The organism is Pseudalkalibacillus hwajinpoensis (genome assembly GCF_039851965.1).
GTDB classification, from domain to species: Bacteria; Bacillota; Bacilli; order Bacillales; family Guptibacillaceae; genus Guptibacillus; species Guptibacillus hwajinpoensis_E.
This window is the reverse complement of record NZ_CP156674.1, coordinates 961,352-974,510: the sequence shown is the minus strand read 5'-3', so window position 1 is coordinate 974,510 and position 13,159 is coordinate 961,352. Positions and strand designations below refer to the sequence as shown.

Sequence of the window (13,159 nt, the reverse complement as noted above, 5' to 3'; positions counted from 1 at the left end):
ATGATGATGGAGAAAACATGGTGGAAAGAAAGTGTCGTATATCAAATTTACCCGAGAAGTTTCAATGATAGCAATGGTGATGGGGTTGGCGATATTAAAGGCATTACTGAGAAACTGGACTACTTGAAGGAACTTGGTATAGATGTGATCTGGCTGTCTCCCGTCTATCAATCTCCTAATGATGACAATGGTTATGATATTAGTGACTACCGTGCCATTATGGAAGAGTTTGGCACGATGGAAGATTGGGAGGAAATGCTGCATGAGGTTCATCAGCGTGGTATGAAGTTGATTATGGACCTCGTGGTAAACCATTCTTCTGATGAGCACAACTGGTTTGAAGAAAGCCGGAAGTCGAAAGACAATCCATTCAGAGATTATTATATCTGGAAACCTGGTAAGGACGGCAAAGAACCGAATAACTGGGAGTCGGCTTTTAGTGGTTCTGTTTGGGACTATGATGAAAAAACTGATGAATACTATCTCCATTTATTCAGTAAAAAGCAGCCTGACCTTAACTGGGAGAATCCCACTTTAAGACAGGAAGTCTATGACATGATGCAGTGGTGGCTTGATAAGGGAATTGACGGTTTCAGAATGGACGTTATTAACTTTATTTCTAAAGTACCAGGGCTTCCGGATGCACCAAATCCGAATGGTAAACGCTATGTTTCTGGTGGAGATTATTTCATGAATGGTCCACGGATCCATGAGTATTTGAAGGAAATGAACGAAAAGGTTCTCTCTCATTATGATGTGATGACAGTGGGTGAAATGCCAGGTTTAGACGTAGCTGATGCGCAGAATTATACAGCTGATGATCGTAATGAACTGAATATGGTTTTCCAATTTGAGCACGTTGATCTTGATTCAGGTGATGGGAAATGGGATGTTCAGCCTCTAAAGCTAAACGATCTAAAGGAGACGTTCACGAAATGGCAGAAAGGGTTGGAAGAAGCAGGATGGAACAGCCTGTACTTGAACAACCATGATCAGCCACGGATGGTATCAAGATTTGGAGATGATACAACCTACCGTGTGGAGTCAGCGAAAATGCTCGCCACCTTCCTTCATACGCTGCAGGGAACGCCTTACGTCTATCAAGGTGAAGAGCTTGGTATGACAAATGTTCATTTTGATTCCATTGAGGAGTATAAGGACATTGAGACGTTAAATATGTATCATGAAAAGGTTGACCAGGATAAAGAAGATCCGGCAAAAGTCATGCAGGCGATATACAAGAAAGGGCGAGACAATGCTAGAACGCCAATGCAGTGGGATAACACGAGTCATGCTGGATTTACAACAGGTAACCCGTGGATAAAAGTGAATCCAAATTACAAAGAAGTGAATGCAAAATTAGCAGTAACTAATCCTGATTCTATCTACCATTACTATAAAGAATTGATTAAACTTCGAAAAGAAAATCCAATTCTTGTCTACGGTCAGTATGATCTTATTCTAGAAGACCATGACGAAATTTATGCTTATACGAGAAGGTATGAAGGTGAAACAATACTCGTTATTCTTAATTTCTCGGATCAGAAGTCTGAATTTGCTCTTCCTGAAGAGTTAAAGCATCGCAGTAAATCATTATGGATCAGTAACTACGATGTGAACGAGGATGAGTCAATTGGACGATTTGCGCTGCACCCTTTTGAGGCACGGGTATACAAGTTGGAATTCTAAGATCATGATTCGCAATAAAACTTTGAAGATAAAAAGCGTATCAATTGAGTGAAAATTGTCATGGTTATTTTGATTCAACTTTTTGAAATAGACCTTATTCTGGGCCTTTCTTAGTTAATTGAATGATAATAATTTTCTAATAATATATTGACATTTGATTCACAAGAGGATAAAATTTGAAGCAATCATTGCTTTTTAACAATTTCATAGCAACATTTCTTATCAAGAGAGGTGGAGGGACTGGCCCTTTGAAGCCTCGGCAACCGATGTGATGGTTCTTCATCACGTACTGTGCCAAATCCAGCAGGACGACGCGCCTGAAAGATAAGAAGATTGGCTGATTCTATTAACAAAACCTTTCTTCTTACTTTAACGAAGAGAGGTTTTTTTCGTTTACAGGATGCAGGAAAGGAGAAGTGAAATTAGTTTAGGTTTAAATCCGAGTAAACAACTTGTACTACATTGAATTTATTTTAAAAAAGTTATTGTGAGGTGGATATTATTGCAGTTCCAAGTGATGAACAGCCCGTTTACTCATGAGCAAACGGAGCTATTAAATCGATTATTGCCAACACTTACGGAAACTCAAAAAATCTGGTTGAGCGGGTATCTTTCTGTTCCTTCTGTTCCTGGTGCAACAGAAGCAGCAGCAACGCTTGAGCCAACTGTTCAAGATTATCCTGTTCCAAATCTAGAAAACCATAATCAGGGTGGGACTAAGACGCGCGAGATCACGATTCTCTACGGATCGCATACGGGAAACGGTGAGGGACTCGCTGAAGAATTCTTTAAGAGACTCGAACAAGACTATACGGTTACCCTTTCATCACTGGATGATTTCAAGCCGAAAGCTCTTAAGAAAGTGCAGGATTTATTGCTTATTTCAAGTACACATGGTGATGGTGATCCGCCGGATAATGCGCTCAGCTTCTATGATTTTCTTTATAGCGATCGAGCGCCAGAAATAACGGATATACGCTTTTCTGTACTTTCTCTTGGAGATAGCTCCTATGAGTTTTTCTGCCAGACCGGGAAAGATTTCGATCAACGATTGGAAGAATTAGGTGGGACGCGGATTTATCCTCGCGTTGACTGCGATCTTGATTTTGAAGAGCCTGCGGAAGAATGGTTTGAAGGGGTTCTAGCTGTTTTAAATGATGCGCCTGAAGTAAGTTCATCCTCAGCAGGGGAATCAGAACCATCTCAAGCTCGAGCAACATACTCCAGAAAGAATCCGTTTAAGGCTGAAATTATTGCGAATATCAACCTTAATGGAAGGGGATCGAACAAGGAGACGCGCCACCTTGAGCTAGACCTTGAAGGCTCAGGTCTTGATTATGAACCAGGGGATAGTCTGGGGATTTATCCTGAAAATGATACAGTCCTTGTCGATCATTTAATTGAAGAAATGGATTGGGATCCTAATGAACAGGTGCCAATCAATAAGGAAGGTGACCTTACATCCCTTCGTGAGGCGCTTGTGAAGACCTATGAGATTACAAGTCTCACAAAGCCTTTGCTTGAAAAAATCGCATTACTCACCCCAAATGATGCGCTTAATAAGGTGCTGGAGGCTGGAGGGGAAGAGCTTAAAACATACCTTTATGGACGGGACCTAATTGATTTAGTACGCGATTTTGGGCCGTGGCCCGTTTCAGCAAAAGAATTCATAACCGTGTTGCGAAAAATACCGGTGCGGCTATATTCGATCGCGAGCAGCTCAAGAGCTAATGAGGATGAAGTCCATCTAACAATCGGGGCGCTCAGATACGATGCTCACGGACGTGATCGCACTGGCGTATGCTCTGGTCAATGTGCGGAGCGTTCACAGCCGGGTGATACACTACCAGTGTTTGTGCAGCGTAATCAAAATTTCCGGTTGCCTGAAAATCCAGACACACCGGTGATAATGATCGGGGCTGGCACTGGCGTAGCGCCTTATCGCGCATTCTTGCAGGAGCGGGAGGAAGCGGGCGCACGAGGAGAAACGTGGTTGTTCTTCGGTGAACAGCACTTTGTCACAGACTTTCTTTATCAAATTGAGTGGCAAAAATGGTTAAAAGATGGTGTCCTTTCAAGAATGGATGTGGCTTTTTCTCGTGATACCAATGAAAAGGTATATGTACAACATCGGATGCTAGGGAGAAGCAAGGAGCTATATAACTGGCTAAACGCTGGAGCGCATGTATATGTATGCGGTGACGAGAAGTATATGGCGAAGGACGTTCATGCGGCCCTTGTAACAATCCTTCAGGAAGAGGGAGACTACAGTGAAGCGGAAGCGGAGGCTTACCTTGCTGATTTACGAAACGAAAAACGCTACCAGCGTGATGTGTATTGAGTAGCAGGAAAGGAGTGCGATCATGACGAAAAAGACGTTGCAGGAAAACCTGAGCGGGATGGAAAAGATTAAAGACGAAAGCAATTACTTGCGAGGGTCACTTGTCGAAAGCTTTGCTGATCCGATTACTGCATCGATTCCAGATGCGGATACAAAGCTATTAAAATTTCATGGCAGTTATATGCAGGACGATCGAGATATCCGCCAAGAACGTAAACAACAAAAGCTAGAACCTGCCTATCAATTTATGGTCCGTGTTCGATTACCAGGAGGTGTTTCAACCCCTGAGCAGTGGCTAGTAATGGATGACCTTTCTGATAACTATGGCAATGGAACGTTGAAATTAACAACGCGCCAAACTTTCCAATTGCACGGTGTTTTGAAATGGAACATGAAGAAAAGCATCCAGGCGATGGATCGCGTGCTGATGGATTCGATCGCTGCGTGTGGTGATGTGAATCGAAATGTCATGTGTAATGCGAATCCGTACCAGTCAGACATTCATGCTGAGGTCTATGGTCTTGCACGAAAATTAAGCGATGACCTTCTGCCAAGAACGAAGGCGTATCATGAAATCTGGCTTGATGAGGAGAAGGTGCTTGATCGAAAGGAAGAAGAAATTGAACCAATGTACGGCCCGCACTATTTGCCAAGGAAGTTTAAAATTGGTGTAGCCGTACCACCTTCGAACGATGTCGATATCTTCTCCCAGGATCTTGGCTTTATCGCCATTATTGAGGAAGGCAAGCTTCAGGGCTTTAATGTCGCCGTTGGTGGTGGTATGGGCATGACGCACGGAGACACGAACACGTATCCACAGCTTTCAAGGGTCATCGGTTTTTGCGCTCCTGACCAGATTGTTGAAGTAGCTGAGAAAATCATTACGATTCAGCGTGATTACGGAAATCGATCTGAACGGAAGAACGCCCGATTTAAGTACACGATTGATAGTAGAGGACTCGACTGGGTTAAAAGTGAACTTAACACGAGACTTGGATGGGACTTAGCTGAAGAACGCACATACCATTTCGATCATAACGGCGACCGCTATGGCTGGGTGAAGGGTGATGGGAAATGGCATTTAACGCTCTTTATTCAAAATGGCCGCATTGTTGATACGGAAGATTATAAGCTTAAGACAGGGCTAAGAGAAATCGCGAAGGCACATAATGGGGATTTCCGTCTGACCCCGAACCAGAATTTAATCATTGCGAACGTAACCGAAGAAAAAAGATCTGAAATCGAGGATCTTGTTGAACAATACGGTTTGACGGATGGAAAGAAAAATTCCGCATTGCGTCAAAATTCGATGGCATGTGTGGCCTTCCCAACCTGTGGCCTTGCGATGGCGGAAGCAGAACGGTACCTTCCATCATTGATTGATAAAATTGAAGTGATCGTTGACGAGGCGGGAATCCGGGATGAGGAAATTGTAATTCGAATGTCCGGGTGTCCGAATAGCTGCTCACGTCCTACCCTTGGGGAAATTGCGTTTATTGGGAAGGGACCTGGTAAATACAACATGTATCTCGGCGCCGGTTTCGTTGGAGACCGTTTGAGTAAGCTGTACCGCGAAAATATCGGAGAGGAAGAAATTTTACAATCACTGAAACCGATTCTATTTAATTATGCGAAGGAAAAAGAAGAGAAAGAGCACTTTGGTGATTATGTGATTCGAGCGGGATATGTGAAAGAAGTTCGCTCGGGACTTGATTTTCATAGTTAAAATAACTCGAGACCCAGAGTTCACCTGTACGTGAGCTTTGGGTTTCAGTCTGTCTGCTCAATGTTATGATGATGGTACGATACCAATGGAGGTGCTCGAATGACATTCAGTATGATATCTCATTTATCCTGTCCGAAATGCAAGGAAACCTACTCTCCCAAAACGATTCAGCAGTTATGCGTATGTGGCTCACCTTTGCTTGTAGACTATGATCTTGAAGCAGTAAAGAAAAGTCTCACAAAAGAAGATTTACAGGATCGCGATCAGTCTCTCTGGCGCTATCATGAATTGCTGCCAGTACAGGATGAAAATGATATTGTGAGTTTTGAAGAAGGAATGACGCCATTACTACCAATGCCAGCACTTGGAAAAGTTTTTGACATTCCTCATTTATACATAAAAGATGAAGGCATGGTGCCAACGGGCTCCTTTAAAGCAAGAGGGGCTTCAGTAGGCATTTCAAAAGCTAAAGAACTTGGTGTTCAGCATCTCGCCATGCCGACAAACGGAAATGCTGGCGCTGCCTGGTCGCTTTATGCAGCCAAGGCGGGAATCACTGCTCATATTGTGATGCCTGAAGACGCACCTGAGATTACGAGAAAAGAAGTAAGCATTTCTGGGGCTCATCTGTACCTTGTAAATGGCTTAATCAGTGATGCTGGCAAAATTGTCGCTGATGTTGTGAAGCAGCAGGGCTTTTATGATGCATCAACTCTTAAAGAGCCTTATCGAATTGAGGGGAAGAAAACGATGGGGTATGAAATTGCTGAGCAGTCCCAATGGGAGCTACCTGATGTGATCCTTTATCCAACCGGCGGGGGTGTTGGATTAATCGGCATATATAAAGTGCTAAGGGAGCTTCAGCAGCTTGGATGGATTGAAGGTCAGAGGCTGCCGCGCCTTGTAGCGGTTCAGTCTGAAGGCTGTGCGCCGATTGTTAAAGCATTCGAGGAAGGGAAGATGGAATCAGATTTCTGGGAAAACTCTCAAACCCATGCATTCGGCATTAATGTGCCCAAAGCGATTGGAGACTTTCTAGTGCTCGATGCTATCTATCAAACGGAAGGATGTGCAATTGCCGTTTCAGAAGATGACATTCGAAGTACTCAGAAGGACGTAGCTAGAATAGAAGGGCAGTTTGTTTGTCCTGAAGGAGCAAGTACATTTGCGGCCGCAAGGTATTTAAGAGAAACGAATTGGATTAAAGCGGATGAGAGGGTTATATGTTTAAATACCGGCCAGGGGATCAAATATCCGGATGCTTTTGATGTACACGCTCCTGTGTTAGAACCGAATGAACGAATTTCCTTCTCATCTAATATCTAATAGAGAAACTACATGAGTTAAGCAAAGTCCACTGGCACGGTACAGTGGACTTTTTTATAAATTTAATTGGACTTGTGTGAGCCAGAGGTCTTTTATATGATGATTACAAAATGAGAAGGTGATAGAAATTGGAAGAATCCATGAAACGAGAATTCGATAACTTACAAGCTAAGGACAAAACACTCCAATACGAAGCTTACAACCATATTCTTGAAGCAACGACACAAGAAGTAGACTGGGCTTATGACGTTTGGGAAGAGTTGCTAGAAGGACTAACAGCCAAAGACAATCATCAGCGATCAAGGTGTGCACAGTTTTTATCGCATCTAGCTATCAGTGATCCAAAAAAGCGTATACTAAATGATTTTGAAGCTCTATGGGATGTGACAAAAGATCCTAAGTTTGTAACCGCACGCCATAGTCTGCAGGCAATCTGGAGAGTTGGTCTTGCTGGAGTCGAACAGCGAAAGTTAGTTATTTCTTATCTCGTTGACCGTTTTCTAAACTGTGAGGATGAAAGAAATCACACGCTAATTCGCGCTGATATCCTGCAGGGATTAAAGCATTTATATGATGAGGTAAAAGATGAGGAGATTAGGAAGCAGGCAATGAATTTAATTGAATCCTTAGACGATCCTAAATACATTAAAAAGTATCGATTAATTTGGAAATAGACCTACTAGTAAAGAACCTATTCTGGTTTTCCAGAATAGGTTCTTTTCATTCCATGCTTTCGTTGTGAGTTTAATCAATTGGATCGACTGATTTTCCGTAGCGTAGGACATCAAAGACGGCCATTCCATCACTCGGTCTACCGTCGTCGTTTCGAAATGGCAGAAGTGAGAAGAAGATAAAGTAAACAGAGAAATACGTAAATTGATAGAAGAACAGCGTAACGGGAATAGCCTTTGATGCAACTAAATAGTTAATCAGCAAAATAACGATAAGGTTAAACAAACTGCCACCTAAATAGATAGCCACGTGAGCCCAGGTTTTATTGTATTTCAGTTCTCTGTACTGGCACCATCCCTCCATAAAATACAATCGTTTGATTTCAAGTGATCCTATATGAAACAGTGTCCGGCCAGAGCCGATACAAAATTTAATTTTTCCGCCAAATAGTCTTGCGATTAGGACATGACCTGCCTCATGGACAAGTGTCACAATCGGTAAAATAATGAAAAAGTTCACGAAAAACATTGGTATATCATTTAAGGTAAACATATAAACCCTCCGTCTCGATCATGATGTTTTTTTGTTCTGTTAAGGAGCCCAATATCAGGGGTTCATCAATAGTAACTATCAGAGTTTTTTTAAGTGATAAGTACTCTAGAACAGGACGTTCCCGATTCAGTGGATCTATAACTCTTTTAGAGTAAGAATCATGAAACGGTAATAAAAGAAACATGTCAGAGATATTCTTATTAAATCATTTAGAAATGTGGTAATGAATCCATATATTCTTAGAGATTTTGGTGCTATTTTACGGTTTGAAGCAGGATTGAACATAAAAATATAGTAATGGAAGTGGAGTGTGAAATTAACAGTGAAATGGGGGATTAACGAATGTATGACCTGAAAACAAAGGAAACGGATAACAGTGTCATTGAGTTTATTGAAAAGGTCGCTCATCCAAAAAAGCAAGAAGATGCTTATCGATTGCTAGATATTTTTACTGAAACAACAGGGTATGAGGCGAAAATGTGGGGTCCGAGCATCATCGGCTTTGGATCTTATCATTACAAATATGAATCAGGACATGAAGGTGATGCACCGTTTGTGGGCTTTTCGCCGAGAAAAGCGAAGATTAGTTTGTACTTAGCCCAGGGAGATCCAGAGCGGGAGGAAATGCTCGAGCAGCTTGGAAAGCATATGACAGGGAAGGCCTGTGTGTACATTAATAAAGTTGCGGATATCGATGTAGGCGTACTAAAAACATTGATAACTAAATCAATTGCTTACTTTAATGAAACATACTCCGATCAATGATCTGGAAGGAAATTGTAACAGCCTCTTTTTCTTAAAAGCATGAATAGCAATTTCTAATAGGGGAGACAGTAATAGATATTGTTACAATGCTAAACCTCTAGATGAAGGGTGTTATAAGATGGACATAACTGAAGTACTTGTTAGAATCACAATCACTTTTATAGTGCTATTTATTCTTGCCAGAGTTATGGGGAGAAAAGAAATTAGTCAGATGACCTATTTTAACTGGGTCTCCGCAGTAGCGATAGGTTCTTTAGCTGCAAATATTGCTTTTAATAAAAACATAACTCTTTCTATTGGTATAATTGCACTGGTTGGATGGACGATTTTTACGCTTATACTTGGTATGATTGATATCAAGTTTAAAAGCGCTCGTAAAGTTACGACTGGAGAACCAATCATTGTGATAAGAGAAGGGAAGATCATGGAACATGCTCTTCGGAAAACTCGTTTGGATATTGATGCATTAAGATCTCTAATTAGAGAAAAGAATGTCTTCCAGCTTTCAGATGTTAATTATGCTATTTTTGAAACGAATGGAAAAATTTCTGTTATGAAAAAGGATCCGGTACAGACGGTGACAAAGCATGATATGAATACATTAATTAGCCCGAAACCATTCCCCATACCCACTGAAGTGGTATCAGAAGGTATCGTTAATATGAAAAATTTAAAGATGTTGAATCGGGATAAAGAATGGTTGGATCAGCAACTCGCACAAGAGGGGGTACAGGATGTTTCAAGCGTTTTATATGCTGAAATTCAACAGGATGGTACCCTTTATGTTGATCAGAAGAAAGATAGTTCAATGTAGCTGAATGACTATAGGAGGTAGGTATGTCCTCTCTTTATTAACATCAACTGGATTTCTTAATCAAGAAATAAGACAGCAATTCTTAAGATTAATCGATAAGATGCCTGAAGAAACCAATGTAGGAATCATTACGATGCTTCTGTAAAAGAAAAGAAACTAAATCAATTTGCCAAAGAAGGCGAAGGAAGATTTTTCAGGAAATGAATTTTAGAAGTGTGAGGTTTATTGATATAGAATTCGATAAAGTCGATACTGGAAATCTTCGATTTTATATCAATGGAGGAAACCCGTGCTATTTACTCTATTATCTGCGACAAAGTGGTGGGCTCGGAAGTTGGGTTTGGTAACGGCATTGTGATTGTGGGTGTTTCGGCAGGGGCGGTTGTGCTTGGGGCAATATCGACATTGTACAGTTCTTCACGTCAGAAATAAATCATGTCAACTTGAAAGATTTAACCAGGCGACACCTCACCGAAAAAATCATCTTTCCACATTATGACGAGGTTCTATGGGGAAATAATAATAGTATTGATGTAAGAATTAGTCGTTTTGAAGAAGCGCACCAATGCAAGGTTACAGATTAGCAGATGAGATCATCATTAGTCATATGTAGAAAAACCCTCATCAGATCGTAGACCTGATGAGGGTTCGTTTAATCCTGAATTGGATTTGCTTTCAGCTTATCTTCCATTGATTCTAATTCTACCGCTTTAATGTCTCCGCCTTCCTTATCTGAAACAAATGATAGTTTGTTGTCTCCGGCGTAGTAAACATGCAGGTATTCACTATCCATATCATTCAAAACGACCTCGTCTGGTTCTCCGAACTGGCAAAGCATATCCTCATAAGGAATAGCAGCACCTTCTGATAGGGCGTCATAGCGGAGGTTGAATACTTCTTCATTCGCCATTAAGTATGCATACGTCTCATCATAAAAGCCTGGGATCCCTTCATATAAAGTCTCCTCAAACTTCATAGATGGTTTCTCTTCTTTTAATTTTTCCTCAGTCAGACCGAGAAAGATGGACGGATCCTTCAAGTGGCCCTGCTTAGCAAATTTTAATAAGTCGGAATGGAAAGGTGAAGCTTCACATGAGTTGGCTTCTCTCTTAGTTGAACTCGCAAGTGGTGGTTGATCTGTCATTGTGTAGCTACCATTAAAATCAACAGCTGCTCCGTGGTAATAGAGACAGGAATCTTCTTCGAACGAGATGACACCATCCGTAGAAGTGAACGTTCCTGTGCAATCAGGCTGGTCTTTATCTTGAAATGTTGCTTCATTACCGGTAATCTGAGCGGTACCACTGAGTTCGCCAACATGATCACCGCTACTTACGTCAAAGGAAAATTGGAAAGATTCAGCGGTGACGTTTGAGATACTCAGATTACCTTGTTCAAATTTGGGGTCGATATAGAGAGCTTCACGCCATTCTGACGTTTCACTTGCGCTATCCTCTGAGGTAGTCTGTTTTCCAATCGGAATCAAGGTATAGATACCCGTAAATGATACGTTATTTCCAGCAACACTCTGACATCCTTCGCTTGTATCTATCGTCATACGATCTTCCTGCCATCCGAAGCTAGCTTTGCATTCTCCATTTTCAGGATGCGTGAATGTCGCAGTATCTCCTTCAACGATTGCCGTTCCGGAAATTTCACCAACATTTATTCCATCATAAGCCTGGAGCATGAAGGTGAACGAGTCATCAAGCGGATCGGTAAGGTCGACCGCACCCAAAATGACGCCGTCCTTTTCCCATTTATACGTACCTTCTTGAAACAATGCCTGGTCGGATGGTTCGGAGAGCTTGTCCACCGTTTCTTTTTCTGCCTCCACCTTTTCAGAAGAGTTTGAGCTAGTCAAAAAGTTGCAGGAAGTTACTAGAAGTAAAAGGGAAAATAAGAATACCAGACGAAGGGCTTTCATACGATTCCTCCCACTGTTTATAGTTGATAAAGTTATTATACACAGTACTGTATGAAAGAAAGGACAGTTGGTGTCGAGGGTAAAAAAATTACTTTGTCTACTTTAATAGAACCGTTCTGTAAACTTGTAGTCGATTTCCGGGGAAATGATTGTAAGTAGTCGAAAAAGATATATCTATAAATTTTAATGAACGAGAAAGATCGAAAATAACTCGAAGTATTCAAATCTACAAGAAATACCAATCAAAAAAATCTCTGAAAGTTTGGTTTATGTTATCATTTCATTATTCCAGATTAATTAGATGATGAAAGGTAGATGTGTCACTGTGGACTTTATTTCAGAAAATGTCGTTTTAATAGGAGTAGCTTTGCTTGTTTTTGCTTTATTACTAGCGAAATTCACTAGAAAAAAGTAAAGTGGAATATAACACTTAATTGTAGTTCGGGAGGTTCTGAAAATGGGGAAATGTACGATCGATCACTCATATAGTGATGTTTTAACGAAACTTAAAGGGCAGGCTGATTACATGCCCGATTCACTCGTGCAGGGCATAAACCGTTTCTTGGAGAAGACTCTTTCTCAAGAAGCATTAAATGAGCTGTTTCACTTGCTGAAAAAATATGATCTTGCTTCACAAGAAGAGCGTGAAAAACGTAATGAAGAGATCGATGAGTTAATTCAAGTCTAGCAGAAAGAAAGGGTGATCCAGTCGGATCACCCTTTCTTTCTGTTCCGAGATAATTGTTTCATTTATGTGTTAATGTGATGATCTTCATAGAAATGAAAGAGTTTTCAGATTATAATGGTAGAGAAATAAGATAACTAAGGTCGTGGAAAAGTTTATTGTCCGGTTTGACAGTCTGACGTTTGTGTGCACTCCTGTAACCCCTTTCAAAGACTTATGGATTTAATAAATTGGAGGGATCGAAATGAATAACGTGGCAATGGTGAAGCGTATTGCTGAGCTTGAGGAAACCATCGAGATGCTTTTATTCAGACAGGACTTGCTATATTCGAATACATCGATCGACCGGATGCTCTATGAGTACCAGATTACGAAGAAGCAGTATCACGAGATTATGGCGTTAATGGATAGGTATCAGGAGAAGATTTTAATGAAAGAGCCCGTCGATCACAGAACGTTCGAGAAAGAAATTTATCATATTGTGCCAGAACAATCAGGTGATTACCAGTTTGTCGAATACCTGACGCGCGTCTTCTGGGAAAATGACTGCTGGGAAGATGTTTTTAGAGAACTGTATGAGATGGAGCTTTATTATTAAGAATCTAGAAGAAGCGGTCGATTTTTGACTGCTTTTTTTGATGAAGGTTATGAATTAATATATT

Annotated in this window: 11 protein-coding genes and 1 riboswitch; of the genes, 9 read left to right on the top strand and 2 right to left on the bottom strand. The window is 41.1% G+C overall.

What is annotated here, in order from left to right; genetic code table 11:
* Window positions 1-6 precede the first annotated feature (6 nt).
* The 5 genes from ABFG93_RS04970 (at window position 7) to ABFG93_RS04950 (ending at window position 7,756) form a co-directional block, all read left to right on the top strand.
* Window positions 7-1,689: a glycoside hydrolase family 13 protein gene (locus ABFG93_RS04970; RefSeq protein WP_347552758.1), complete on the top strand. Its 1,683-nt coding sequence runs from the start codon at window positions 7-9 to the stop codon at window positions 1,687-1,689.
* Window positions 1,690-1,905: 216 nt separating this feature from the next.
* Window positions 1,906-2,020: riboswitch (SAM riboswitch) on the top strand.
* Between the two features lie 171 nt (window positions 2,021-2,191).
* Window positions 2,192-4,030, top strand: a complete 1,839-nt coding sequence (locus tag ABFG93_RS04965) for an assimilatory sulfite reductase (NADPH) flavoprotein subunit (protein WP_347551152.1) — start codon at window positions 2,192-2,194, stop codon at window positions 4,028-4,030.
* Between the two features lie 22 nt (window positions 4,031-4,052).
* The gene (cysI, locus tag ABFG93_RS04960) at window positions 4,053-5,756 is read left to right on the top strand and encodes an assimilatory sulfite reductase (NADPH) hemoprotein subunit (RefSeq protein ID WP_347551151.1); all 1,704 of its coding nucleotides are present in this window, start codon (window positions 4,053-4,055) and stop codon (window positions 5,754-5,756) included.
* 99 nt (window positions 5,757-5,855) lie between these two features.
* Window positions 5,856-7,082 (top strand): threonine synthase, encoded by a 1,227-nt coding sequence (locus tag ABFG93_RS04955; RefSeq protein WP_347551149.1) that lies wholly within the window; start codon window positions 5,856-5,858, stop codon window positions 7,080-7,082.
* Between the two features lie 128 nt (window positions 7,083-7,210).
* Window positions 7,211-7,756: a hypothetical protein gene (locus tag ABFG93_RS04950; protein ID WP_347551147.1), complete on the top strand. Its 546-nt coding sequence runs from the start codon at window positions 7,211-7,213 to the stop codon at window positions 7,754-7,756.
* 70 nt (window positions 7,757-7,826) lie between these two features.
* On the opposite strand, the gene ABFG93_RS04945 is transcribed toward ABFG93_RS04950, so the two are convergent.
* A complete protein-coding gene (locus tag ABFG93_RS04945) occupies window positions 7,827-8,306 on the bottom strand; it encodes a site-2 protease family protein (protein ID WP_347551145.1) in 480 nt (159 codons plus the stop codon).
* A gap of 342 nt (window positions 8,307-8,648) precedes the next feature.
* Here ABFG93_RS04945 and ABFG93_RS04940 point away from each other — a divergent pair, with 342 nt between their 5' ends.
* Window positions 8,649-9,071, top strand: a complete 423-nt coding sequence (locus tag ABFG93_RS04940; RefSeq protein ID WP_347551143.1) for a DUF1801 domain-containing protein — start codon at window positions 8,649-8,651, stop codon at window positions 9,069-9,071.
* A 118-nt stretch (window positions 9,072-9,189) separates the two neighbouring features.
* Window positions 9,190-9,885, top strand: a complete 696-nt coding sequence (locus ABFG93_RS04935) for a DUF421 domain-containing protein (RefSeq protein WP_347551141.1) — start codon at window positions 9,190-9,192, stop codon at window positions 9,883-9,885.
* A 652-nt stretch (window positions 9,886-10,537) separates the two neighbouring features.
* Here ABFG93_RS04935 and ABFG93_RS04930 read toward each other — a convergent pair.
* Complete coding sequence (locus tag ABFG93_RS04930) at window positions 10,538-11,812, bottom strand: hypothetical protein (protein ID WP_347551139.1); 1,275 nt, start codon at window positions 11,810-11,812, stop codon at window positions 10,538-10,540.
* Between the two features lie 457 nt (window positions 11,813-12,269).
* Here ABFG93_RS04930 and ABFG93_RS04925 point away from each other — a divergent pair, with 457 nt between their 5' ends.
* A complete protein-coding gene (locus ABFG93_RS04925) occupies window positions 12,270-12,500 on the top strand; it encodes a hypothetical protein (protein ID WP_347551138.1) in 231 nt (76 codons plus the stop codon).
* Window positions 12,501-12,741: 241 nt separating this feature from the next.
* A complete protein-coding gene (locus ABFG93_RS04920; protein WP_347551136.1) occupies window positions 12,742-13,095 on the top strand; it encodes a DUF1878 domain-containing protein in 354 nt (117 codons plus the stop codon).
* Window positions 13,096-13,159 lie beyond the last annotated feature (64 nt).

What these genes read in the sequence shown, in the direction of transcription:
- ABFG93_RS04920 (WP_347551136.1), top strand. Translation starts at nt 12,742, where the DNA reads ATGAATAACGTGGCAATGGTGAAGCGTATTGCTGAGCTTGAGGAAACC.
- ABFG93_RS04925 (WP_347551138.1), top strand. Translation starts at nt 12,270, where the DNA reads ATGGGGAAATGTACGATCGATCACTCATATAGTGATGTTTTAACGAAA.
- cysI (WP_347551151.1), top strand. Translation starts at nt 4,053, where the DNA reads ATGACGAAAAAGACGTTGCAGGAAAACCTGAGCGGGATGGAAAAGATT.
- ABFG93_RS04945 (WP_347551145.1), bottom strand. Translation starts at nt 8,306, where the DNA reads ATGTTTACCTTAAATGATATACCAATGTTTTTCGTGAACTTTTTCATT.
- ABFG93_RS04970 (WP_347552758.1), top strand. Translation starts at nt 7, where the DNA reads ATGGAGAAAACATGGTGGAAAGAAAGTGTCGTATATCAAATTTACCCG.
- ABFG93_RS04930 (WP_347551139.1), bottom strand. Translation starts at nt 11,812, where the DNA reads ATGAAAGCCCTTCGTCTGGTATTCTTATTTTCCCTTTTACTTCTAGTA.
- ABFG93_RS04940 (WP_347551143.1), top strand. Translation starts at nt 8,649, where the DNA reads ATGTATGACCTGAAAACAAAGGAAACGGATAACAGTGTCATTGAGTTT.
- ABFG93_RS04935 (WP_347551141.1), top strand. Translation starts at nt 9,190, where the DNA reads ATGGACATAACTGAAGTACTTGTTAGAATCACAATCACTTTTATAGTG.
- ABFG93_RS04955 (WP_347551149.1), top strand. Translation starts at nt 5,856, where the DNA reads ATGACATTCAGTATGATATCTCATTTATCCTGTCCGAAATGCAAGGAA.